Raw genomic sequence first — 23,580 nt, forward strand, 5'->3', positions numbered from 1 at the left:
GCCCCCGCCCGTCGCGGGCGGGGGCCATCCCGGTCCGGGCGGCCCGGCGCAGCGCCGCCCCGACCCCGTCCCGCACCGTCCCCCACCTGTCGCGGCACGACGGGCGTACCCCTGTGCCCGTCGCCGGGCAACGCACCACACACCACCCCCGAAAGAGGTGTAGCCACCCCATGTCCAGACTCGGCACCAGACAGGGCACCGCGTCCCGTCCCGTCCCCCGATCCGCCCGCCCGGCCCGCCGACGGCTGCTCGCCGGCGCGCTCGCCGGGCTGCTCCTCGCCGCCGTCCCCGCCGTGACCCCGGCCGCCGCCGCACCGCCGGCGGATCCGGCCGCGACCGCAGCCCGCGCCGCCCTGCTCGCCGGGCTCTCCGCCACCATGAGCGCCAGCAGCCACAACCAGAACTACGTGGCGGGCAACGCCAACGACGGCAACGCCGACACCTACTGGGAGAGCGCCAACAACGCGTTCCCGCAGTGGATCCAGGCCGACCTCGGCGCCACCGTCAGCGTCGACCGGGTGGTGCTCAAGCTGCCGCCGTCGTCGGCGTGGCAGACCCGCACCCAGACGCTGTCGGTGCTCGGCTCCACCAACGGCACGTCGTTCAGCACCCTGAAGGCGTCCGGCGGCCACACCTTCAACCCGGCCACCGGCAACACCGTCACCGTCAGCTTCACCGCGGCCAGCACCCGGTACGTGCGGGTGCAGGTCACCGGCAACACCGGCTGGCCGGCCGCCCAGCTCTCCGAGGTCGAGGTGTACGGCGCCGCCGGCAACCCCGACACGCAGGCGCCCAGCGTCCCCGGGAACCTGGCGTACACCCAGCCCGCCAGCGGGCAGATCCGGCTGACCTGGTCGGCGTCCACGGACAACGTCGGGGTGACCGGCTACGACGTGTACGCCAACGGCGCGCTGCGCGGCAGCGTCAACGGCTCCACCCTGACGTACACCGACAGCCAGCCGAACACGGCCACGGTCTCCTATCACGTCCGGGCCAAGGACGCCGCCGGCAACCAGTCGGCGAACAGCAACACCGTGACCCGGACCGGCACCGGCAACCCGCCCGTCGGCACCAACCTGGCGGTCGGCAAGCCGATCACCGCCTCGGGGCACGTGCACACGTTCGTGGCGAGCAACGCCAACGACAACGACGTGGCCACCTACTGGGAGGGCAACGGCAACCCGAGCACGCTGACCGTGCAGCTCGGCGCCAACGCCAGCCTCAGCCAGGTCGTGCTGAAGCTGAACCCGGATTCGGCCTGGGGGGCGCGTACCCAGAACATCACCGTCCTCGGCCGGGACCAGGGCTCCTCGACCTTCACCACCCTGGTCGGCGCCGCGAACTACGGCTTCAACCCGGCCAGCGGCAACACGGTGACCATCCCGGTCTCCGGCGCGGCGGCCGACGTGCGGCTCTCCATCGCCTCGAACACCGGCGCCCCGGCCGGGCAGGTCGCCGAGTTCCAGGTCATCGGCACCCCGGCGCCGAACCCGGACCTGACCGTGACCGGCATGTCGTTCAGCCCGTCCGCGCCCGTCGAGACGAGCACGGTGACGCTCTCGGCCACGGTCCGCAACGCCGGCTCGGCGGCCTCCGGCGCCACCAACGTCAACTTCTACCTCGGCACCAACCGGGTCGGCACCGCGCCGGTCGGCGGCCTGGCGGCCGGCGCCTCGGCCACGGTCTCGGCGAACATCGGCACCCGGGACGCGGGCAGCTACCCGCTGAGCGCGAAGGTCGACGAGTCGAACACCGTCGTCGAGCAGGACGACACCAACAACAGCTTCACCAACCCGAGCCGGCTGGTGGTCAGCCCCGTCGCCAGCTCCGACCTGGTCGCCGCCGCGGTCGCCTGGTCGCCGGGCACCCCGGCGGCCGGCAACACGGTCAGCTTCTCGGTGTCGATCCGCAACGCCGGCAGCATCGCCTCCGCGTCCGGCGCGCACGGCGTCACGCTCACCGTGCTCAACGAGGCGGGCACGGTCGTCCGTACCCTGACCGGCTCGTACTCCGGAGTGATCAACGCCGGGGCCACGGTCGGCCCGGTCAACCTGGGCACCTGGACCGCCGCGAACGGCAAGTACACCGTCCGGGTGGTGCTCGCGGCCGACGGCAACGAGCTGCCGGTCAAGCAGGCCAACAACACCAGCGACCGCGCGCTCTTCGTGGGGCGCGGCGCCAACATGCCCTACGACATGTACGAGGCCGAGGACGGCGTGGTCGGCGGCGGCGCCAGCGTCGTCGGGCCGAACCGGACCGTCGGCGACCTCGCCGGTGAGGCGTCCGGCCGGCGTGCGGTGACCCTCAACTCGACCGGCAGCTACGTCGAGTGGACCACCCGGGCCAGCACCAACACGCTGGTCACCCGCTTCTCCATCCCGGACGCCCCGGGTGGCGGCGGGATCAACTCGACGCTGAACGTCTACGTCAACGGCAGCTTCCACAAGGTCATCGACCTGACGTCCCGGTACGCCTGGCTCTACGGCAACGAGGCCAGCCCGGGCAACTCGCCGAGCGCGGGCGGACCGCGGCACATCTACGACGAGGCCAACGTCATGCTCAACGGCACGGTGCCGGCGGGCAGCAAGATCCGCCTCCAGAAGGACCCGGCCAACACCACCACGTACGCGATCGACTTCATCAACACCGAGCAGGTGGCGCCGATCGCGAACCCTGACCCGGCGCGCTACGTCACGCCGACCGGCTTCGGCCACTCCGACGTGCAGAACGCCCTGGACCGGGTGCGGATGGACACCACCGGCAACCTCGTCGGGGTGTACCTGCCGGCCGGCAACTACACCACCGCCTCGAAGTTCCAGGTGTACGGCAAGGCGGTCAGGGTGACCGGCGCCGGACCCTGGTACACCCGGTTCAACGCGCCGTCCGGCCAGGACAACACCGACATCGGCTTCCGGGCCGAGAACTCGGCGGCCGGATCGTCGTTCGCGAACTTCGCCTACTTCGGCAACTACACGTCACGCATCGACGGGCCGGGCAAGGTGTTCGACTTCTCCAACGTGTCGAACATCGTGATCGACAACATCTGGAACGAGCACATGGTGTGCCTCTACTGGGGCGCGAACACCGACCACATGACCATCAAGAACTCCCGGATCCGGAACATGTTCGCCGACGGCATCAACATGACCAACGGGAGCACCAACAACCTGGTCAGCAACAACGACGCCCGGGCCACCGGCGACGACAGCTTCGCGCTGTTCTCGGCGATCGACGCGGGCGGCGCGGACATGAAGGACAACGTCTACGAGAACCTGACCTCGACCCTGACCTGGCGGGCCGCCGGCGTGGCCGTCTACGGCGGCTACGGCAACACGTTCCGCAACATCTACATCGCGGACACGCTGGTCTACTCCGGCATCACCATCAGCTCGCTCGACTTCGGCTACCCGATGAACGGCTTCGGCGCCAGCCCGCCCACGCGGTTCGAGAACATCTCGATCGTGCGGGCCGGCGGGCACTTCTGGGGCGCGCAGACCTTCCCGGCGATCTGGGTCTTCTCCGCCTCGAAGGTGTTCCAGGGCATCCGGGTCAGCGACGTCGACATCGTCGACCCGACCTACAGCGGCATCATGTTCCAGACCAACTACGTCGGTGGGCAGCCGCAGTTCCCGATCACCGACACGGTCTTCACCAACGTCTCCATCAGCGGCGCCCGCAAGAGCGGTGACGCCTACGACGCGAAGTCCGGCTTCGGCATCTGGGCCAACCAGATGCCGGAGGCGGGGCAGGGCCCGGCCGTCGGGTCGGTCACCTTCAACAACCTCCGCCTGAGCAACAACGCGGTGGACATCCAGAACACCACCTCGACGTTCGTCATCAACCGCAACTGACCCACCCCGGTCGCCCGGGCGGCGGCCGGTCTCCCGGGCGGTGCGGCCACTGGACACCCGGTGGCCGCACCGCCCGGCCCGTCGGGCCTCCCGCCGGCCCCGTCGGCCGGGCCACGCGCCGGCCGGGACTCCGCCCCGGTCAGTGGGCCGGGGCGCCGTGCCGGCCCGCGCCGGCGGCGAACCGGGCCGCGCCGGCCGCCGCGTCGGCGGCCAGCGACTCCATCCCGTACGCCAGCTCGCCCGCCATCGCCTCAGGCTCGGGCAGGCCGGCGCCGGCGAGCAGCGCCGCCCGGTCGTTGCGCAGGCAGGTCTGCGGGTGCCGGGCGATCTCGGCGGCCAGCCGCTCGGCCGCCGCCCGGGACTCGCCCGGCGCGACCAGCCGGTTGACCAACCCCATGGCGTACGCCTCCTCGGCCGGCACCGGCCGGCCGGTGAGGATCAGGTCCATCGCCCGGCTCTCGCCGATCAGCCGGGGCAGCCGGACCGTGCCCCCGTCGATCAGCGGCACCCCCCAGCGGCGGCAGAACACCCCGAGCACCGCGTCGGACTCGGCGACCCGCAGGTCGCACCAGAGCGCCAGCTCCAACCCGCCGGCCACCGCGTGACCGGAGATCGCGGCGATCACCGGCTTGCCCAGCGTCATCCGGGTCGGACCCATCGGGCCGTCCCCCTGCGCCTCGACCCGGTTGCCGCTCGGGGTGCCGATGGCCTTCAGGTCGGCCCCGGCGCAGAACGTGCCGCCGGCCCCCCAGAGCACGGCCACGCAGGCGTCGGGATCGGCCTCGAAGGCGCGGAAGGCGTCGGCCAGCGCCCGGGCCGTCGGCCCGTCGACCGCGTTGCGGGCCGCCGGGCGGTCCAGGATCACCGTGGTCACCGCCGCGGCGCGTTCGACGCGTACCCCCATCCCGACAGCATGCCCCCGGCGGTGCCGGCGGCGCCAGGGGCGTCAGCGCGCGGCGGGTCGGGCCGGGCGGACCAGGGTGGCGCCCAGCGCGGCGCCGACCACACAGGCCACCCCGGCCGCCTGCGTCCAGGCCAGCAGCTCGCCCAGCAGGACCAGCCCGACCAGCGCGCCGATCGCCGGCTCCAGGCTGAGCAGGATCGCGAAGACCCGGGCCGGCATCCGCCGCAGCGCCGCCATCTCCGCCGAGTACGGCAGCACCGACGACAGCAGCGCCACCGCCGCGCCCAGCGCGAGGGTCCACGGGTCGAGCAGGGCCGTACCGCTGCCGGAGACCCCGAACGGCAGCACGGCCAGCGCGGCGACGGCCATCCCCAGCGCGAGGCCCCGGCTGCCCGGCACCCGGGCGCTGACCGCCTTGCCGAGCAGGACGTAGCCGGCCCAGCCGACCGCGACGGCCACGCAGCACAGCAGCCCCAGCCGGTCCACCCCCGTCCCGCCGAGCCCGCTGATCAGCAGCACCCCGCCGCCGGCCAGCCCCGCCCACGCCACGTCGGCGGGCCGGCGGCTGCCGGCGAGCGACACCAGCAGCGGCCCGGCGAAGCCGATGGTGACCGCGACGCCGAGCGGCACCCGTTCCAGGGCCGCGTAGAAGGCGAGGTTCATCACCGCCAGGGCCAGCCCGAACGCCCCGACCAGACCGGCGGTACGCCAGCCCAGGCGCAGCCCCGGCCGGACCAGGACCAGCAGGACGAGCGCGGCGAAGCCGAGCCGCAGGGTGGTGGTGCCGCCCGCGCTGGTGCTGCCGAAGAGCTGCTTGGCGACGGCCGCCCCGACCTGGGTGGAGAGCATGCCGAGCAGCATCAGCAGCGGGGGCGGCACGGCCCGGGGCTGCCCCAGCGCGAGGGTCAGTCGGGTCGCCGGTCGACCGGCCGGCAGCGGGCGGGAGGAGAGTGCGTACACCCGGACCACAGTGGTCCCGGAACGCGCGGCCCGCGACCGGATTTCCACTGCCTGTGGGCGCGCCGCGCGGCCCGCCGGGCCGGGGCGGGCCGGGCGGCGCTAGCATCCCCGACGGCACGATCATGTGAGGTGCCCCGCGCGAGCGGGGAGAATCGGGAAGCCGGTGCGAATCCGGCACGGGCCCGCCGCGGTGACCGGGGAGCCACCGTCCACGCGTACGCGCAGCCACTGGCCCGCCCGGGCCGGGAAGGCGGACGGCCAGGCGTCGATCCGGGAGTCCGAAGACCGGCCTCGCGTCCGGTGCCCGCGTCCGGTGTGGCGTGGGCCGAGCGCAGCGGGAGCCTGCCTTGGATCTGTACGACGTCATCCACCGCCGCCGGGACGTACGCGCCCAGTTCACCGGCGCGCCGGTGCCGGAGGAGACGCTGCACCGGGTGCTGTCGGCGGCGCACGCCGCGCCGAGCGTCGGCTACTCGCAGCCCTGGGACTTCGTCGTGGTGCGCGACCCGGAGCTGCGTCGCCGGTTCCACGAGCACGTCCACACCGAGCGGGACGCCTTCGCGGCGACGCTCGACGGGGAGGCGGCCGAGCGGTTCGCCCGCATCAAGATCGACGGGGTCCTGGAGTCGACCCTGTCGGTGGTGGTCACCCACGACCAGGCCCGGGGCGGCCCCGCCGTACTCGGCCGGCACGCCATCGCCGACACCGGGCTCTACTCGACCTGCCTCGCCATCGAGAACCTCTGGCTCGCCGCGACCGCCGAGGGGCTCGGGGTGGGCTGGGTGTCGTTCTACCGGGAGCCGTGGCTCGCCGAGCTGCTCGGCATCCCCGACGGGATCCGACCGGTGGCGTGGCTCTGCCTCGGGCCGGTCACCCACTTCGAGTCCGTACCGGACCTGGCCCGGCACGGCTGGCGGCAGAAACGCCCACTGGCCGACGCGATCCACCACGACCGCTGGTCGGCACGCTGACCGGCGGGGCGTCCCGTTACGGGCCGGCGGGGCCCTGATCACGTACCGCTGCGGATCCGTCACCGCCGCCCGGTTTGCGACGGCTCCTGCCGGGAAGTCGGTACGGGTGCGAGCACTCTTGACGAAGATCGAGCAGGCATCCGGTCTGGACCGGGTCGGCGACCGGTTGCAGCGCGCCGTCCAGGCCACCCTCCGACCGCAGCGGGTCCGCGACCTGCTGCACGGCGTCTGGCTGGGCCATCCGCTGCATCCGGCGATGGTGCAGGTGCCGGTCGGCGCGTGGATCAGCACGGCGGTGCTGGACCTCATGCCGGGGCAGCGCCGGGCCGCCACCACCCTGTGCGCGGTGGGCACCGTCAGCGCCCTCCCGGCCGCGGTCGCCGGCCTCAACGACTGGGCGGCCCTGGCCCGTGACCAGCGCCGCGTCGGCCTGGTGCACGCCGCGTCCAACAGCGTCGGCCTGGCGTTCTACGCCGGCTCGGTGGCCGCCCGGATGGCCGGCCGGCACAACCTCGGCCGGACGCTCGGCTTCCTCGGGCTGGGCGCCGCGAGCATGGGGGCCTACATCGGCGGGCACCTGGCGTACAAGCAGGGCGCGCAGGTCAACCAGAGCATCTCCGAGCTGCACCGGATGAGCGACGGCTGGCACTCCATCGCCGACATGTCCGCCCTGCCGGAGCGGCAGCTGATCACGCGGGAGGTCGACGACGTCTCGGTGATCCTCTACCGGCACGGCGACGAGGTCACCGTCATGCTGGAGCGCTGTCCGCACCAGAGCGGCCCGCTGGGCGAGGGCGAGGTGCAGGAGATCGACGGGCACGCGTGCGTGGTGTGCCCGTGGCACGGCAGCGCGTTCCGCCTCAACGGGGGCGAGGTCGTGCACGGCCCGTCCGGCAACGACCAGCAGGTCCTGCCGACCCGCGTCGTCGACGGCGTCCTGGAGACCCGCCTCCCCTGACGGGCGCGCTCCAACCCAACGTTCCCCGACCCGGCGCTCTCCGGTCCCGGCTTCCGCTGTCGATCAAGAGGTTCGGGTCGGGTTCGATCTCCTGCCGTGCCCGAACCTCTTGATCACCCGAGCGGGGGTGTGGTCAGAGGCGGCGGTGACGGCCGATCGGGGTGTCGCGGGTCGGGTGCGGGTGTGACCGGTCGTGGCCGGCCAGCCCGCCGTCGTGGGTGCCGGGGGCCGTGCCGGGGAGGGGCGCGCCCGCGCGCTCGTTGCCGCCCGGGGACGCGGAGCCGTGACCGGTCGGGTGTGCGGGTTCCCGGTCGTCGGTGTCAGTACCGCTCCGGTCGGCTCCGATCGCGCTGCCGCGCGGGGTGGTGCCGGTGTCCCGGCGACCCGCGCCGCGCCCGGTCGTGGTGCCACGGCGCGCGGTGGTGCCACGGCGCGCGGCGGCCGTGGCCCGTGCCGCCCCGGCCGGTACGTAACCCGGTCGGCGGCGTAGGCCCAGGACCGCGCCGATCTGCGCGCCGACGATGCTCGCCACCGCCAGGACCGCGGAGACCGCGAGGGGCCGGTTCACCCGGTCGGGCTCGCCGGCCCGGGCGGCTCCCACCGTCAGCGTCGGGGCCTGACCGGCGCCCTTCTGCGCCGGTGGCGGCACCGGGGCCTCGGCGGCCGGTGGCGGCGTCGCCCGCTCGGGAGCGACCTTCCCGGGCACCGGCTGCGGGGCCGGCCGGGCGGGCGCGGGCGGGGTCGGGCGGGCGACGAGGCGACCGTTGGCGTGCCGGCGGGCACCCCGGTCCTCGGCGTCCCCGGGAAGCTTCAGCAGTTGACCCGGGTGGATCCGGTCGGGGTCGCCGAGCCGGTTCAGTTCGGCCAGGTCCCGGTAGTCGGCGAACCCGTCCAGGTAGCGCTGGGCGACGGCGCCCAGGTGGTCGCCCCGGACCACCCGGTAGACGGCCACGCCGTCGCCCGGGTCGGTCGGGCCCGGCCAGGCGGCCTCCGCGACAGCCGGCTGCGTGGCCGTGGTCGCTGCGGCCGGCAGGGCGTACGGGCCGGTCATCGCCGTCGCCGCGCTCGCCGCCGGGCTGGCCGCGAGGATCAGCGCGACCGAACCGATCAGCGCGGCGGCGGCCCGCTGCTGGCGACTGATCCCCGGCAGCCGGGGCGCGGGCCGGCGCAGCGCCTGCGCGCAGAGCTCGACCAGCACCGAGAAGGCGAAGGTGGCCCAGCCGAACCAGCCGGCCAGCGCCAGCGCCCGCAGGAAGAGCCGCCCGTCGTCGCGGCTGGTCAGCGTCGAGCCAATCTCCGCGACGGTGGGCAGGTGGTCGGGCAACGGGTTGCCGGCGAGGGCGAGCAGCGCCACCGGCGCGCCGACCAGCACCGCGCAGAGCACGACGAGCGCGCCGGACCCGGTCAGGATGCGTCCGGTCCGCCGTACGGCGGAACGACCCGATGCGGCCATGGCTGCCTTCCCTTCCTACGGTGCCCCGGTGAGCGGCCGCGCGGTCGCCTCGCCGGAGACGGTGACGGTCCCGTCGAAGCCGAACAGGCCGAGCAGCGATCTGCGGTGCGTGACGGTGACGCGTACCCGGACCCGGGTCTCCCCGTTGACGACCGGGAAGCTGACGGTGTGGCTGGCGGCGCCGGCGGCGGCCAGGTAGTCGGCGACGGCCCGGCGGGCCTGGGGACGGTTGATCCGGGGCGGCCCGCCGGCGATGGCGGTGGCCCGGTCGATGGCCTGGCCGCCGGTGCGGGCGGCCTCGGCGGCGAGGTTGTCGGCCCGCTGCAGGGTGCGCAGCTGACCCGCACCGTCGACGGCCATGCCGATGACGGCGAGGATGCCGACCATCGCCACCGCCAGGAAGATGCTCACCCGGCCGTGGTCGTGCCGGCCGGCGAGGGCGGTCATCCCCGGCTCCGGTAGCGGTCCAGCGGCGACGTGAAGCTCGCCGACACGCGGTCGCCGGCCGGCATCGACGGCAGGACGGAAAGGTGCAGGTCCCCGTAGGAGACGGTGCACGCGATGCGGACGGTGACCGAGGCGTCCTGCCCGGCCGGGCTGCGGAACGCCGCGTCGAAGCTGGTGGGGGCGCCGCGTACCGCGCCGCTGAACGTCACCTCGGGGGTGCCGGCGCAGTTCAGGCCGCGCCAGTCGAGCTGCCGGCGGGCCGCGTCCCGGGCCGCGGCGCGGGCGGTGCGGGCGTCCCGCGAGATCGAGGCGGCGCGGGCGGCGTCATGGGCGGCGGCGTCGATCGCCTCGGCCGCCACGGCGGTACGCCCGGCGACGCCGGCCAGCACGATCAGCGCGATGAACGCCGGGGCGAGCACCGCCACCTCGATCGAGACCGAGCCCCGCTCGGCGGTACGGCTCACGGCGTGGTCCACCGTTCCACGGTCCCGTGCGCCGTCTGGCGCACCGGGAAGCTGACCCCGGGCACGACCGACAGGGACCGCCCGCGCACGGTGCAGGTCACCTCGGTCGTGGTGCTCTGACAGCTCGGTGCCGGATCGTCCCAGCCGACGAGCCAACCGCCCGAGGCCCGCAGGAACCGGACGGCGCGGGCCTCGCCGGCCCCTGACGGCGCCTGGTGCAGCCGCTGCGCGTTGACCCCGCTCTGCGCGGCGTTGAGCGCGGTGGAACGGGCGACGAACCAGGCCGCGGTCTGGATCGAGGCGAAGAGCAGCAGCAGGATCGCCGGCATGGCCACCGCCAACTCGACCGGGTTGGCTCCCCGGTCGACCCCGCCGGCCGTGAGCCGCCGGGCGGCGGCCGGGACGAGCCGTCGGGCGGCAACCGGAAGGCCGCATCGGGCTGCTGACCGGACGGGGCACCGGGTGGCGGGCACGACGGGACGCCGGGCGGTGGTGGCCGCCCGGCGTCTCGGTACGGAGTCTGCTCGGCGCACGGCCCGGTGCTACTTCGGGGCCTTCGGGATGTTGCTCATCCAGTCGTTGGCGGCGCCGAGGGCGGCGGCGGTGACCGCCATCGCCACGGCGACCAGGCCGAAGATGATCACGGCGGTGGGTACGGGGCTGTCGCCCCGCTCGCCGTCCTCGCGCAGCTCGGCCAGGCGTGTGGCCATCGCGACGTGCAGGCGGGTGATGACGGACATGACGTGCTCCTTCTCTCGGGTCGGATCACAGACGGGCGATGAACGGATAGACGGCGAAGCCCAGCAGGACGAAGACGAGCAGCGCCCCGGGGATGTCGAGCCGGCTCGTCACTCCCTCCGCCCGGGCCAGGTTGTCGGTGCGGATCTGGTCGCGCAGCGAGTCGGCGCGGCTGCGCAGGGTCTCGTGCACCTGCGCGCCCTCGCTGCCGGAGGCCCGCATGATCGCCCCGACGTCGCCCAGCTCCGGGATGCCGATGCGCTCGGCGAGGTCGCGCAGCTCGTCCCACGGCGAGTGCATCTGCATCTGGGCGATCCGCAGGGACTCGGAGATGCGGTCGAAGACCCAGCCGTCGCAGACCGCCGCCGCCCGCTCCAGCGACTGCACCGGCCCGTGCGCGGCGGAGAGCTGCAGGGCGACCAGGTCCAGGTAGGTGCAGACCGCCTGGCGGAACTCGTCGCGCGCCCTGTCCGCCCGGTCCAGCACCGACCGGTGCGCGACCAGGGCGCAGAGCAGCGCCAGCCCGAGGCTGCCGAGCACGGGTACGACCACCGGCAGCCGGACGCCGACGGCGAACAGGGTGGCGCCGAGAAGCGTCGGCGCGGCGAGCCCGATCAGCGCGGAGAGCAGCATCGACAGGGCGTACTGCTCGGGTGTCCGGTCGATCAGGGCGAGCTGCCGGTGCGGTGGCCGCAGCCAGCGGGACAGCTCGGTGAGCCACTCCAGGCGCCGGTCGGCCGGCGTGCCGAGCTGCCCGACGCCGCCCGGCTGGTGCAGCCGGCGCAGCGCGGGCCCGAGCGCGGGGGTGGCCGGCACCAGCTCGCGGACCACCAGGAAGGCGCCCAGCCCGACCGCCGACCCGCCGCAGACGGCCACCGCGAGCTGCCAGTTGATGACGACGCTCACGGGGCCGGCCTTTCGTTTGCGACTGCGGGGCTCGCAAGCTCACTCCTCGCGCTCACGGGGCTGGCCTTTCGTTCGCGACTGCGGGGCTCGCAAGCTCACTCCTCGCGCTCACGCGAGCACCTCCTCCGGGTCCGGGGCCGGCAGGAAGCGCGCCGGCCGGCGGGGCTGGCTCATCGACCGCACCCAGGCCAGCAGGCCGACGAAGGCTGCGCCGAGCGCCGCCATCACGAGCTGCCCGAAGGGCGTGCCGTACGGGCGGATGTACTCGCTGTTGAGCAGCCCGTACGCGACGGTGGCCACGGTCATCCCGGTGAGGAAGCGGACCGCGAAGCGGGGCTGCGTACGCTTCGCCTCGATCTCCCGGCGGGTGGCGACCTCGGCCGCCGCCGCCTGCGCGATCGAGCCGAGCACGTCGCCCAGGCGCTCGCCCCGGTCGGTCACGTGCAGGATCAGCGCCGCGACCACCTGGTCGCAGACCGGGTCGCCGATCTCGTCGGCGAACGCGAGCAGCGCGGAGCGGGCCAGCCAGCCGGCCTGGAGGCGGGCGGCGAGCAGCCGTACCTCCTCCTGGATCTCCTCGGGTGCGGTGCCGACGGTGCCGATGACGCTCTGCTGGAGCCCCTGGCCGGTGGCGGAGACGTCCTTGAGCCGGCGGGTCCACTCGCCGACGGCCTCGATGCGGGCGATGGCCCGTTGCTCGGCCTTGCCGACGGAGAAGAGCCACGGGATACCCGGTACGGCCACGGCAACCAGCAGGCCGACCACCGGCAGGCCGGTGACCAGGAAGGCCAGCGCGCCCGCGACCACGGCGCCGACCAGCAGCGCCTGGTGCGCCCGCTGCTCGCGCGGGTTGGCGCTGGGGCCCTTCCACGGCCGGTCCAGGCCCCGGCCCGCGCCGGGCCGGCCCGGCGGCTGGCGGGTGCCGACCAGCGCGACGACCGCCAGCAGCAGCCCGGCGACGCAGGAGGCCCCGGAGACCACCGCGACGAGTTCGACGTTGTCCGGCACCGACGTCACCGCCGTCCGAGCCGGGTGTGCCGGGGGCGGCGCCACGCGCCCGTGCCGGCCTCGATCCAGCGGCTGAGCAACCGGGCGTCGTAGCCGACGCGGAGCAGTTGGGCGCGTACCCGCTCGGGCAGGTGCCGGGGCACGGCCCGCCCGTCCGGTCCGGGCCCGAACACCTGGGTGGTGGTGATCCGGTTGCCGTCGCCGACCCCGATGACCTCCTCGACGTGCGAGACGAAGCGGTGCTTGCGCCCGCCGATCGCGGTCTCGTCCTCGACGGTGACGTAGACGATCAGGTCGAGCGCGTTGCCGGCCATCCGGCGCGCCTGGTCGACGGTCATCTCCCGGCCGTGCGCGAGCGCCAACTCGATGATCCGCTCGCTCACCCCGGCGGGCGTACGCGCGTGGATGGTGCACATCGAGCCGCGGCTGGTCGTCATGGCCTGGAGCATCGGGACGATCTCCCGGGACCGGACCTCGCCGACGATGATCCGCAGCACGCCCATCCGCAGCGAGACCGGGATCAGGTCGGCGATGCTCACCTCACCGGCCGGGCGGCCGTCCGCCCCGCGTTCGCCGTGGCCCTCCCGTGCCTCGAAGCTCATCACCGCCCGGTGCTTGAGCCGGCGGCGGGCCGGCAGCAGCTCGCGGCTCTCCTCCAGCAGCACGTACGGCTCGTCGGCTGGGATCTCGTCCATCAGCGCCCGGATCACGGTGGTCTTCCCGGCGCCCGCGAGGCCGGCCACCATGATGTTCAGCCCGGCGCGCATGGACGCGCGCAGGAAGTCGCGCACCAGCGGGTCGATCATCTCGTCCAGGTCGTCGCGGCTCCCGGCGAGGTCGTCGAGGCTCACGTCCAGCGTGTTGTGCTTGCGGATCACCGCGTACGGGCGGTGGCTGACCAGGAACACCGCGGCGAGCCGGCTGCCGTCGGGCAGTTGCAGGTCGAGGGTGGGCTTGGAGGTCGACAGCGAGCGCTCGGTGGCCCCGGCCCGGCGTGCCGCCGCCTGGAGGATCTCGACCAGCTCGTCGTCGCTGTCGGCGATCGGCTCCACCCAGTCGACCCCGCCGCCGTGCCGGGTGACGCGCACCTGGTCGCAGCCGAGGATGTGCACCTCCTCGATGGTGTCGTCGACCAGCAGCGTCTGGAGGCGGCCGAGCCCGGCCAGCTCGGCGGTCACCTGGTCGAGCAGGACGCGCTCCTCGCCGGCGGCCATCGGCGTGCCGGCCCGGCGCACCGCGTCGGCGTACTCGGCCACCACCGCCACCGCGAGCCGGGCGCGCTCGGTGTCCTCCTCGTCGACGGTGAACTCCCGGCCGCGCTGCCACAGGGCGAGCCGTTCACTGAGTTCCCGGCGCAGTTCGCGGACCACCTGGAAGTCGACGCGGGGCCGAGGCGGCGGCTGCTCCGGGCGCGGCGCGGTGACCGGCACCGGCAGCGGGACGGGGTGCTGCCGGCCGGTGGGCGGGACCAGCGGCGGCGCGATGGAGGTGGCGCCGGACGGCTGCCGGCGCGGGTCGCCGGAGACCGGCTCAAACCGCATCCGGCACCCCCTGCGACACGGGCCAGGCCAGCCGGGCGCGCCGGCGTTCCAGCAGCGCCCCGACCGGCACCTCCAGGGCCCCGGCCGCGCGCATCAGGGGCCGACCGGCCCGCACGGTGCCGCCCAGGCAGAGCACCTCGGCCGTACGCGGGTCGTGCGGCAACCGGGCGATGACCGGCAGCCGCAGCGCCCTGCTGACCTCCCCGCTGCCGTGGCCGTCGCCGACCAGCAGCAGCCGCAGGGTGCCCGGCGGCACCCGGTGCTCGGCGAAGTCCCGTTCGATCGTCCTGACCATGGCCCGGGTGCCGGAGAGGTCGGGCAGCCGGGCGCCGCTGACCAGCAGTACCACCGAGGCGGCGCGCAGGATGGGCCACGGCGGACCGACGACGTGCAGCCGCCCGCAGTCCACCACCACGTCGTACGGCGGGTCGCCGCCCTCCAGGCCGCCGAAGAAGTCGGCGAACCGCTGCCAGAGCGGGGTGACGCTGCCGGCCTGGGCGGGGTCGACGACGCCGGGCAGCAGCAGCCGCTCCCGCCTGGGCGCGTCCAGGTCGACCAGCTGCGACCAGAACGCCGAATCCAGGTTGCCGTCGCGCAACTCGCCGACCGCCAGTTCGCCGATGCCCCGGGGTCCGTCGAGCGCGCCGCCCAGGTAGCCGGCGAGGATCGACCCGCCGGCCGGGTCGCACTCGGCGAGCACCAGCCGCCGGTGCCAGGTCAGGGCGCAGGCCAGGGCGGAGGTGGTGACGCCCGGGGAGCCCTTCGCCGACACCAGCGCGATGATCGCCATCCTCAGGCCGCCTCGGTCAGGACGACGGCGAGCCGCTCCTGGCTGGACAACGCGACGACGGCCGGCACGTCCCGCACGGCGAGCGCCAGGTAGAGCACCACCTCGTCGTCGTTGTCGGAGGTGACGGCGTCGATGACCGTCGCCGCGAACCGGGTGGCGGCGCCGACGGGACGGTCGTCGTTGTCGTCCGGCGTGCTCACCAGCAGGACCTTGTCGCCGGGGTGGAGCCTGCGGGCGGGCACCTCGGCGGGACCCAGGCCCAGCGCGAGCTGCTGCTGGCCGGGGCCGAGCAGCGGGTCGTCGGTGAGCTGGGCCATCGTCAGTAGCGTGCCGGGGGTCAGGGACACGGCGGCCCGCTTGCCGATCACCTCGTCGAGCCGGCCCGCCGGCACGGGGGACAGCCCCCGACCGCCGGCCACCTGCACCGGGACCAGGTCGTCGGCGCTGACCTGCCGGCCGACCTCGACCGGCCGGGCCACCGCCAGGTAGCTGCCGGTGGCGCGTACGGAGGTGACCGCGAACGCGGCCCCGAGGCCACCGAGGGCGATCAGCAGCACGGCCAGGCCGAGCAACCCGGGGCGCATCCGGCGCTGCCGGACCACCCTGGGCGGGGCGACCGGCGCGTCCACCGGGCCGGTCCCGTTCCGGGTCGCCACACTCACCGGGCCATCTCCGTTCGCGACTGCGGGGCTCGCAAGACCGGCTCACTCCTCGCGCTCACTGGGCCACCACCTGTAGTTCGTTGATCCGGACCGGGACCGTCCCCGTGCTCCGGTTGACCGGGATGACGCCGCTCTGCCCGCCGCCCTGCCAGGTCACCGTCCAGTACGTCGTGGCGCGCACCCGGTAGTCGCCGGCCTTCGGGTAGCCGCTGTGGTAGCCGCAGTCGGGGGACCGGCGGCCGGCGAGCGGGCCGTCGGCCCGGTACGGGGTGCCGGCGTCGGAGCAGGTGACAGTGCTGCCGTTGCCCATGTTCCAGACGATCCGGTCGAACCTCGCCGTGATCTCCACGGTCAGGCCCCGCTCGCTCTCCGACGCCCGCTGGGTCGGCCCGAAGTACTTGGGGTCGTCGTCGCGGCCCCACATCCAGACGGGCAGTCCGACCAGGCCGGGCCCGTTGCTGCGGCGGGGGGCGACCGCGATCCGGGGCGCCGCGATGGTGATCTTCGCCAGCGCCCGTCGGGCGAGTTCCTCCGGGTCGGGCGGCGCGCCGAAGCCGGGCGGCGGGGCGTCGCGCAGGACCGTGGTCTGGGAGCCGAGGTCCCCGCCGTTGCAGGTGCGCACGTACCACTGCTGGCCCTCGGGGGCCTCGGGCTGAGGTTGGGCGAGCTTGTAGTAGCAGCCGTCGCCGTTGTTGAACCAGCCGAGCACGTCGTCGTAGCACTTGATGGTGCGGCCGTTCCACTGGCACTTGCCGCCGCCGCCCCCGCCGCCCGGGTCGCCACCCCCGCCGTCGTCCCCGCCGCCGCCGGGATCGCCCGGGGCGCCGGGATCGTCGTCCCAGACGCTGCAGTCGCTCTGCCCCGGCGGGCACTCCGCGCCGGGGTCCGCGCGTTTCGCGGCGATCGCGGGCACGGCCGCCGCGAGCGTCAGCAGCAGGGCCAGGCCGACGCCTGCGAGCGACCGGCGGGCCGTCCCGCTCCGGCCGCCACCGTCGGCGGTACGGACGCGTTCCGTCCCGGTGCCCCGTCCCGCCCGCGTCAGCACGGCAGGTCCTCGTGGGCGGCGCCGGCGCTGATCAGCCAGCGGCCGTCCGGGTAGCGGGTGGCGGTGGCGGTGGCCAGGTGCCGCGTACCGCCGGTGCCGGGCACGACCCGCTTGTCCCGGGCGTAGACCAGCCGGTAGCCGGTGGCGTCCAGGCAGTCCTGGATCTCCACGGTTGGCGGGCTCGAATCCAGGCTCACCGAGGTCACGGTCGGGTCGGAGACCAACGTGCCGGTACGCATCGCGCCGTGCTCCTTCGCCTCGCGGATGGTCAGCCGGACCCGGGTCAGCAGCGGGTCGGCGAGGAACCGGGACAACTCCGGATGGTGGGGATCGCCGCGCCCGCTCGCCTTGCGGGAGGCGGCGAGATAGCCGGCGTACGCGGCCAGCGCCGCCTTCTTCGCCGCCTGCTCGTCGACGGCCCGCGGGGTGGGGGCGGGAGCGTCCCGGGCAGTCGCCGCCCGGGGGGCCGTCGTGGGCTCGGCGCCGCAGGCCGGGGCCGCGCCGAGCGCCGCGATGGCGAGCAGGCAGGTTGCCCATCGGCTGAACCGCCGTCCGCGCACGTCGTGCCTCCTCGGTGGCCGTCCGGGGCCGGTCTGGCGGCCTCCGGGCATGCGACGGCGCGACCGAATGGGGTCATCCGGACCTGTCGGAAAGCGCCGGTGCATTTGTCGTTGCTGATCTCTACAAAGGCGATGTCCCGCGTCGTCCCGTCTTTTCGCTGTGGGTTGCACCACACCCAAGGGGCGAGCATAGGCTGACGTTCGCCGATGCAACAGAGGCAATTCGCGCAAACACGATGAGTGATGACAGGTGGTGGTGGCGGGTGTCGTCGGCTGGTGCGGACGGGTCGGGCGGCGGGGATCGGTGGGTCGGCGGCGTGGGAAGCGCGCAAGGTGGGCAGGGCGTCGTCGCGGTGGCGGGCGGTTGTCCCGGACGTGGCGTCTGGTCCGATCCGTCCCCCGCGCCGACGCATCGGTATTTCGCCAGAATGGGATTCCCGCCTATGCGTATGCGCCATTTCCGCGCGCGATACCGCGCTTTGTGGGGCAGGGGTGCGGGCCGTTCCGCCCGTTACCGGTCGACACTGGACGCACTACCCAGCGTGGTCGTCGCCGGCGCCGGCCCCCGGGGGCGATCGTGACGCTGACCGGGCCGCCCGCGGTGGCGGAGCCGGCCGCGCCGAAGGCCGCCGCGCGCGGGGCGCGGCTGCTGGCCGTACTCGCGCTCGCTCCGACGCTCCGGCTCGCCGTGATCCGGCACGCCGTACCGCCGGGGGCGGCGACCCGGACCGGCTGCGACGCCTGCGGCGCCCCGATCGGGCTGGCCCGACCCTGGCCCGCGCTCGGCCCGGCCGCACGGTGCGGGCGGTGCGGGACGCGCGTCGGCCCGCCGCCCGGCACGGTGGAACTCGCCCTCGCGGCGGCCGTCGGGGCGCTGGTGCTGCTCGGGCCGCCCGGCGTCGTGCTGGCCGCCACGGCCTGGTGGCTGGGCTGGGCGATCCCGCTGGTCTTCGTCGACGCGGCCGTGCGCCGGCTGCCGGACCGGCTCACCCTGCCCGCAGCGGCCGGCACCTGGCTGCTGCTGGGGCTGGCCGGCGTCGCGGGACCCGGCCCGGAGCCCTGGGTGCGTGCCACGGCCGCCGGCACGGCGTTGGCCCTCTTCTTCGCCACCACCACGCTGCTGCTCGGCCGGCGCGGCTTCGGTCTCGGCGACGCCAAGCTGGCGCTCGGCGTCGGCGCGCTGCTGGGCTGGTACGGCTGGGCGGCGCTGGTCGCCGGGCTGGTGTTCGCCCTGCTGCTGGCCGGGCTGGTCGGCGTCGCGCTGCTGGCCGCCCGCCGGGTCGGCTGGCGCAACCACCTCCCCTTCGGCCCGTTCCTCGTCCTCGGCACCCTCGCCGCCCTGGCCGCCCTCCTCACCTGACCCGGTCGGCCTTGGTCCAGGCAAACTCCACACCCGGGCGGGTTCCGCCGTTCCCGTGGGCGGTCAGCGGCGGGACGTCGGGGTGGCCGGGTCGCGGACGGGGCGCTCGGCCTGGCGGGCGCGGCGGTGCAGCAGCCCGGCGGCGGGGCGGGCGAACAGTGGCGTGAGCAGCGCCGCGAACAGGGCGCCGAGCAGGACACCGGCGAGCACGTCGTGCGGGTAGTGCACGCCGACGAAGGTGCGGGAGAACGCGGCCAGCGCCGCCAGCGGCAGCGCCACCAGGCCGACCCGGCGGGACAGCAGCAGCGTCGCCACCGCCAGGCCGCCCGCGATCGTGGAGTGGTTGCTGGGGAACGACCAGTCGCCCGTCGGCGGGCACTCGCCGGCGACGATGGCCAGCTCGGTGGCGAGCGCTCGGCAGGGGCGCTCCTGGTCCACCACGATCTTCAATAGTTCGCTGCACCCGTACGCGAGCACGACCGGCGCCGGCGACACCAGGGCGTACGCCCGGTCGCGCGGCCCGCCCCGCAGCCGGGAGACGGCCGCGACCAGCCACAGTGCCCCGAGCAGCAGGATCGCGCCCTCGGTGAAGTGCTCGGCGAACCACTGCACCGGTTGCGGGGTGTCGGCGGCGAAGTCGACGATGTCCTGGTACCACTCGACGCTGATCTCCGGGACGCCCGGCGGGTCCGCATCAATCATGACTCACCTCACCTATCGTTCATACCTCGTTTACCACGCGGACAACCATGGAACACCTGGAAGCCGGGCGCAGTGTGCGTTGGTCGGGTGGTGACCCCGACCTTCGTCTCAGCGGCCTCTCAGCCCGCTCTGCTTCGATCAACCGGTACGTCGGACTCCCTGGAGGCGCAGTGCACGACACCCCCACCGCCGATCGACCGCCGACCGCGCAGGCCTCGGGGGACGACGAGGCGTGGCGGATCCGGCGTACGCAGGCGGACATGGACCGCCTCGCCGAGACCGAGTCGATCTTCGCGTTGGGCAACGGCTGGGTCGGCTGGCGCGGCACCCTGGACGAGGGCAGGCCCTACGGGATGCCGGGCACCTACCTCAACGGCTTCCACGAGCGGCGTGAGGTCGACTACCCCGAGGACGGGTACGCCTTCCCGCAGTTCAGCGACACGGTGATCAGCGCGCCGAACGCGGCCCTGATCCGGCTCTGGGTCGACGGCGAGCCGCTCGACGTGCGCACCGGCACCCTGCGCACCCACGAGCGGGTGCTCGACCTGCGCGCCGGGGTGGTCGAGCGGCACACCGAGTGGACGTCGCCGGGCGGGCACGGCGTACGCGTCCGTAGCGTGCGGCTGGTCTCCCTGCCCCGCCGTCCGGTGGCCGCCGTCCGGTGGTCCGTCGAGCCGCTGGACGGGGCGGTCGAGGTGCGGGTCTGCGCCGACCTGCTCGCCAACGAGCGGGTGCCCGAGCGCGCCGACGACCCCCGCGCCGCCTCCGTGCTCACCGACCCGCTGACGGCCGAGTACCGCCACCACGACGGGCACGACGGCGTCCTCGTCCACCGCACCGGGCACAGTGGGCAGCGCGTCGCCGTCGCCGTCGCGCACGAGGTGGCGGCCCCGGACGGCTTCGCCTCCGGCGTCGACTGCACCCCGGACCGGCTGCGCCTCACGCTGTCCGGGACCCTGCGTCCCGGCGAACGGATCGAGCTGACCAAGTTCGCCGCGTACGAGTGCACCCCGGTGGACGCCATGCCCCCGGCGGAGCTGGCCCGCCTGGTCGTCGCGGAGGCCGACGCGGCCCGCGCGGAGGGCTTCGACGCCCTGCTCGCCGGCCAGCGCGCGGCGCTGGACGTCGCCTGGCGGACCGCCGACGTGCAGCTCGACGGCGACGACGAACTCCAGCAGGCCATCCGGTTCTCGGTGTTCCACCTGCTCCAGGCGGGCCGGGCCGACGGCGACCGGACCATTCCCGCCAAGGGCCTGACCGGCAACGGCTACGACGGGCACGTGCTCTGGGACACCGAGGGCTACGTGCTGCCCGTGCTGACCTACCTCGACCCGCCGCTGGCCCGCTCGGCGCTGCGCTGGCGGCACGCCCACCTGCCGGAGGCCCGCGAGCGCGCGGCGGAGCTGCGGCTGACCGGGGCGAGCTTCCCGTGGCGGACCATCGGCGGGCAGGAGTGCTCCGGCTACTGGCCGGCCGGCACCGCCGGGCTGCACCTCAACGCCGACATCGCCGACGCGGTGCTGCGCTACGTCGCCGCCACGGGTGACGAGGAGTTCCTCGCCGGGGCGGGGCTGGAACTGCTGGTCGAGACGGCCCGGCTCTGGCACGGCTTCGGCCACTGGTCCGACACCGGCACCTTCCACCTGCACGGCGTGACCGGCCCCGACGAGTACAGCGCCCTGGCCGACGACAACCTCTTCACCAACCTGATGGCCCGGCGCAACCTGCGCGGCGCCGCCGACGCCGCCGAGCGGCACCCGGAGGCGGCGGCCCGGCTCGGGGTCGACCCGGCCGAGGTGTCGGCCTGGCGCGCCGCGGCCGACGCGATGTTCATCCCGTACGACCGCAAGCGCGGTGTGCACCAGCAGTCGGCCGGCTTCACCGAGCAGCCGGAGTGGGACTTCGCGCACACCTCCGACGACGACTACCCGCTGCTGCTGCACTTCCCCTACCTGGAGTTGTACCGCAAGCAGGTGGTCAAGCAGGCCGACCTGGTGCTCGCCATGCAGCGCTGCCCGGGGGAGTTCACGGCGGACGAGAAGGCCCGCAACTTCGCCTACTACGAGGCGCGCACGGTGCGGGACTCGTCGCTGTCGGCCTCCCCGCAGGCCGTGCTCGCCGCCGAGGCCGGGCACCTCGACCTCGCGTACGACCTGTTCGCCGAGTCGGTGCTGCAGGACCTGGCGGACCTGGGCGACAAGACCGGCGACGGGCTGCACCTGGCGTCGCTGGCCGGGGCGTGGCTGGCGCTCGTGCAGGGCTTCGGCGGGATGCGCGACGACCGGGGGGTGCTCTCCTTCGACCCCCGCCTGCCGGCGGCGATCGACCGGCTCTCCTTCTGCCTGCGCTGGCACGGCCACCGGCTGCGGGTCACCCTGACCGGCGACGAGGCCCGCTACGAGCTGCCCGACGCCGACCCGGAGACCGGCGTCGAGGTGTGGCACCACGGCGAGCCGCTCCGGGTCACCGGGGCCGGGCCGGTCACCCGGCCGATGCCCGAGGTGCCCGACCCGGGGCCGGAGCCGCCCTCCCCGCCCGGTCGCCGCTCCACCCGGCGCTCCGCCGGCGAACGCTGAGGTGCGAGGGTGGCGTGGTGTCCGAACTCCAGCGGCTCGCCGCCCACCACGCCGACGCGCTGCTGCGCTTCGAGCGCGAGAACCGGGAGTGGTTCGCGCGCTCGGTGCCGGACCGGGGTGACGCGTACTTCGCCGACTTCGCCGCCCGGCACGCGGGACTGCTCGCCGAGCAGGAGAGCGGCGGCTGCCACTTCCACCTCCTGGTCGAGCCGGACGGGGGCGTGCTGGGCCGGTTCAACCTGGTCGACGTCGCCGACGGGGAGGCCGAGCTGGGCTACCGGGTGGCCGAGCGGGCCGCCGGGCGCGGGGTGGCGACCGACGGCGTCCGCCGCGTCGTCGCACTGGCCCGGCAGGCGTACGGGCTGCGCCGGCTCACCGCCGCGACCACCCTGGACAACGCGGGCTCGCGTGCGGTGCTCCGGCGCACCGGGTTCACGCCGATCGGTGAGGTGTCACTCGACGGGCGTCCCGGGCTGCGCTTCGCTCGCGGGCTGACGGCCGACGACTGACGCGCCGGACATCCGCTGTCGGACGGTCTCCAGCGCCTCGAAGGCGTACGCCCAGTTGTGGCACTTGAAGCTGCGCAGCCCCTCGATCGCCGTGCGGCAGTCGGTGCAGCGCACCCCGGCGATCGCGTCCGGGACCTCGGTGTTGACGTACCTGCGGTCGCCCAGGATGACCGTCGCGATCATCATCCGGTCGTGCACGCCGGAGAGGGCGGACGAGACGATGTCGTACCAGTTCACCCGGCGGCCGCACTTCGGGCAGTCCGGCTGGTCGCCGCTGACCCACAGGGGGGCGCCGATGCTGCGCAGCGGCATGCCGAGCAGCTTCTCGATCCGGCGTACGTCCGACTCCGGGGTCGTCCACCGGTGCCTGCCCGGCAGCGAGGCGGGCGAGTCGTAGACGGCACGGAACAGGACCGGGTCGACCTCCACTGTCTCGCGCTGACTGGTCATCGGCGTGCCTCCTCCACGGTCGGTGCCCGCACGCGGGTGGGGCGGGTACGACCGGATCAACGACGACCGTCGTCAGTCGTTGCAGGCCGCAGGCCGCGCAGCGCGGTGTCCACCACCTGGTCGGTGTATTCGGGTGTGAGCGGGCCGGTGCGCTGGAGCCACCGGTTGAGCACCGGTCCGAACAGCAGGTCGACGGCCACGTCGAGGTCGACGTCCCCGGCGAGTTGCCCCGCACGCCGGGCGGCGCGCAGGCGCTCCTTCTTCAGCTCCCGCATGGGCCCGTCGAGCCGCTGCGCGTAGTCGGCGGCCAGGGCCGGGTCGTGGACGATCTCGGTGTGCAGGGCGCGCATGGGCTGGTCGTAGCGAGGGTCGTTCAGCTCGTCGACGATGGCCCGCAGGACCAGCTTCAGGTCGGCGGCCAGGTCGCCGGTGTCGGGCAGGGCGCCGCCCCGGCCGTCCTGCCCGCCGTCGGTCGTGAGCGCGAGGAAGGCGTCGAAGAGCAGCGCGCCCTTCGAGGGCCACCAGCGGTAGATCGTCTGCTTGCCGACGCCGGCGGCGGCCGCGATGCCCTCGATGCTGAGCTTCGCGTAGCCCAGCTCGCCGACGAGGTCGAAGGCGGCGGCGAGGATGGCGCGGCGTGCCGTCTCGCTGCGACGGCTGGAGTCGGGGGCGACCTTCTGCGTGGGCACGGGCCGAATCTAGCAAGACGATGAGACGAGACGGTC

General features: G+C 74.7%; 22 protein-coding genes, 1 pseudogene and 1 riboswitch. Of the genes and pseudogenes, 6 read left to right on the forward strand and 17 right to left on the reverse strand.

Annotated elements, in window-relative coordinates; translation table 11 throughout:
- The first annotated feature begins 170 nt into the window (after nucleotides 1-170).
- The gene (locus V6U77_RS03280; RefSeq protein WP_334604635.1) at nucleotides 171-3,851 is read left to right on the forward strand and encodes a discoidin domain-containing protein; all 3,681 of its coding nucleotides are present in this window, start codon (nucleotides 171-173) and stop codon (nucleotides 3,849-3,851) included.
- Nucleotides 3,852-3,990: 139 nt separating this feature from the next.
- Here the strand turns inward: V6U77_RS03280 and V6U77_RS03285 are convergent, their stop codons facing one another.
- Both V6U77_RS03285 and V6U77_RS03290 read right to left on the reverse strand, forming a co-directional pair.
- Entirely contained in the window at nucleotides 3,991-4,755 is a 765-nt protein-coding gene (locus V6U77_RS03285; RefSeq protein WP_334604637.1) for a crotonase/enoyl-CoA hydratase family protein, read from the reverse strand.
- 42 nt (nucleotides 4,756-4,797) lie between these two features.
- A complete protein-coding gene (locus V6U77_RS03290; RefSeq protein WP_334604638.1) occupies nucleotides 4,798-5,715 on the reverse strand; it encodes an EamA family transporter in 918 nt (305 codons plus the stop codon).
- Nucleotides 5,716-5,837: 122 nt separating this feature from the next.
- Nucleotides 5,838-6,012: riboswitch (cobalamin riboswitch) on the forward strand.
- Nucleotides 6,013-6,062: 50 nt separating this feature from the next.
- Here V6U77_RS03290 and bluB point away from each other — a divergent pair.
- Nucleotides 6,063-6,686, forward strand: a complete 624-nt coding sequence (gene bluB, locus V6U77_RS03295) for a 5,6-dimethylbenzimidazole synthase (protein ID WP_334604640.1) — start codon at nucleotides 6,063-6,065, stop codon at nucleotides 6,684-6,686.
- Between the two features lie 106 nt (nucleotides 6,687-6,792).
- Nucleotides 6,793-7,644 carry a Rieske 2Fe-2S domain-containing protein gene (locus V6U77_RS03300; RefSeq protein WP_334604641.1) on the forward strand — a complete coding sequence of 284 codons (852 nt, stop codon included), beginning with the start codon at nucleotides 6,793-6,795 and terminating at the stop codon, nucleotides 7,642-7,644.
- A 448-nt stretch (nucleotides 7,645-8,092) separates the two neighbouring features.
- Here the strand turns inward: V6U77_RS03300 and V6U77_RS03305 are convergent.
- The 12 genes and pseudogenes from V6U77_RS03305 to V6U77_RS03360 all read right to left on the reverse strand — a co-directional run.
- Nucleotides 8,093-9,097, reverse strand: a pseudogene (locus V6U77_RS03305) (LysM peptidoglycan-binding domain-containing protein); the annotation flags it as partial.
- Between the two features lie 15 nt (nucleotides 9,098-9,112).
- On the reverse strand, nucleotides 9,113-9,544 hold the full coding sequence (locus tag V6U77_RS03310; protein WP_334604642.1) for a pilus assembly protein TadG-related protein: 432 nt from the start codon (nucleotides 9,542-9,544) through the stop codon (nucleotides 9,113-9,115).
- A complete protein-coding gene (locus V6U77_RS03315; RefSeq protein WP_334604643.1) occupies nucleotides 9,541-10,020 on the reverse strand; it encodes a TadE/TadG family type IV pilus assembly protein in 480 nt (159 codons plus the stop codon). The genes V6U77_RS03310 and V6U77_RS03315 overlap by 4 nt, the downstream gene beginning before the upstream one ends.
- A complete protein-coding gene (locus V6U77_RS03320; protein ID WP_442934360.1) occupies nucleotides 10,005-10,481 on the reverse strand; it encodes a TadE/TadG family type IV pilus assembly protein in 477 nt (158 codons plus the stop codon). The genes V6U77_RS03315 and V6U77_RS03320 overlap by 16 nt, the downstream gene beginning before the upstream one ends.
- Nucleotides 10,482-10,550: 69 nt before the next feature.
- Nucleotides 10,551-10,748: a hypothetical protein gene (locus V6U77_RS03325; protein ID WP_334604644.1), complete on the reverse strand. Its 198-nt coding sequence runs from the start codon at nucleotides 10,746-10,748 to the stop codon at nucleotides 10,551-10,553.
- Between the two features lie 25 nt (nucleotides 10,749-10,773).
- The gene (locus tag V6U77_RS03330; RefSeq protein WP_334604646.1) at nucleotides 10,774-11,652 is read right to left on the reverse strand and encodes a type II secretion system F family protein; all 879 of its coding nucleotides are present in this window, start codon (nucleotides 11,650-11,652) and stop codon (nucleotides 10,774-10,776) included.
- Between the two features lie 108 nt (nucleotides 11,653-11,760).
- Complete coding sequence (locus V6U77_RS03335) at nucleotides 11,761-12,705, reverse strand: type II secretion system F family protein (protein ID WP_334604647.1); 945 nt, start codon at nucleotides 12,703-12,705, stop codon at nucleotides 11,761-11,763.
- Nucleotides 12,666-14,201: a CpaF family protein gene (locus V6U77_RS03340; protein ID WP_334604648.1), complete on the reverse strand. Its 1,536-nt coding sequence runs from the start codon at nucleotides 14,199-14,201 to the stop codon at nucleotides 12,666-12,668. Before V6U77_RS03340 ends, V6U77_RS03335 begins: the two co-directional genes overlap by 40 nt.
- A complete protein-coding gene (locus V6U77_RS03345) occupies nucleotides 14,191-14,991 on the reverse strand; it encodes a ParA family protein (RefSeq protein ID WP_334604649.1) in 801 nt (266 codons plus the stop codon). The genes V6U77_RS03340 and V6U77_RS03345 overlap by 11 nt, the downstream gene beginning before the upstream one ends.
- A gap of 2 nt (nucleotides 14,992-14,993) precedes the next feature.
- Nucleotides 14,994-15,653, reverse strand: a complete 660-nt coding sequence (locus V6U77_RS03350; RefSeq protein WP_334604650.1) for an SAF domain-containing protein — start codon at nucleotides 15,651-15,653, stop codon at nucleotides 14,994-14,996.
- 55 nt (nucleotides 15,654-15,708) lie between these two features.
- Complete coding sequence (locus tag V6U77_RS03355; protein ID WP_442934366.1) at nucleotides 15,709-16,695, reverse strand: hypothetical protein; 987 nt, start codon at nucleotides 16,693-16,695, stop codon at nucleotides 15,709-15,711.
- Nucleotides 16,692-17,258 carry a hypothetical protein gene (locus V6U77_RS03360; protein WP_334604651.1) on the reverse strand — a complete coding sequence of 189 codons (567 nt, stop codon included), beginning with the start codon at nucleotides 17,256-17,258 and terminating at the stop codon, nucleotides 16,692-16,694. The genes V6U77_RS03355 and V6U77_RS03360 overlap by 4 nt, the downstream gene beginning before the upstream one ends.
- A 601-nt stretch (nucleotides 17,259-17,859) precedes the next feature.
- Here V6U77_RS03360 and V6U77_RS03365 point away from each other — a divergent pair.
- Nucleotides 17,860-18,618 carry a prepilin peptidase gene (locus V6U77_RS03365; protein WP_334604743.1) on the forward strand — a complete coding sequence of 253 codons (759 nt, stop codon included), beginning with the start codon at nucleotides 17,860-17,862 and terminating at the stop codon, nucleotides 18,616-18,618.
- 63 nt (nucleotides 18,619-18,681) lie between these two features.
- On the opposite strand, the gene V6U77_RS03370 is transcribed toward V6U77_RS03365, so the two are convergent.
- Complete coding sequence (locus tag V6U77_RS03370) at nucleotides 18,682-19,320, reverse strand: phosphatase PAP2 family protein (protein ID WP_334604652.1); 639 nt, start codon at nucleotides 19,318-19,320, stop codon at nucleotides 18,682-18,684.
- A gap of 260 nt (nucleotides 19,321-19,580) precedes the next feature.
- On the opposite strand from V6U77_RS03370, the gene V6U77_RS03375 reads away from it, so the two are divergent.
- Nucleotides 19,581-21,896, forward strand: a complete 2,316-nt coding sequence (locus V6U77_RS03375) for a glycoside hydrolase family 65 protein (RefSeq protein WP_442934367.1) — start codon at nucleotides 19,581-19,583, stop codon at nucleotides 21,894-21,896.
- A 17-nt stretch (nucleotides 21,897-21,913) separates the two neighbouring features.
- Nucleotides 21,914-22,405, forward strand: a complete 492-nt coding sequence (locus tag V6U77_RS03380) for a GNAT family N-acetyltransferase (RefSeq protein ID WP_334604654.1) — start codon at nucleotides 21,914-21,916, stop codon at nucleotides 22,403-22,405.
- Here V6U77_RS03380 and V6U77_RS03385 read toward each other — a convergent pair.
- Together V6U77_RS03385 and V6U77_RS03390 are read right to left on the reverse strand one after the other, a co-directional pair.
- A complete protein-coding gene (locus V6U77_RS03385; RefSeq protein WP_334604655.1) occupies nucleotides 22,349-22,855 on the reverse strand; it encodes a hypothetical protein in 507 nt (168 codons plus the stop codon). The two genes, V6U77_RS03380 and V6U77_RS03385, sit on opposite strands and share 57 nt — an antisense overlap.
- A gap of 56 nt (nucleotides 22,856-22,911) precedes the next feature.
- On the reverse strand, nucleotides 22,912-23,544 hold the full coding sequence (locus V6U77_RS03390; RefSeq protein WP_334604656.1) for a TetR/AcrR family transcriptional regulator: 633 nt from the start codon (nucleotides 23,542-23,544) through the stop codon (nucleotides 22,912-22,914).
- Nucleotides 23,545-23,580 lie beyond the last annotated feature (36 nt).

The sequence above is a fragment of the Micromonospora sp. CPCC 205546 genome (assembly GCF_036902715.1).
In the GTDB taxonomy this organism is placed as follows: Bacteria; Actinomycetota; Actinomycetes; order Mycobacteriales; family Micromonosporaceae; genus Micromonospora.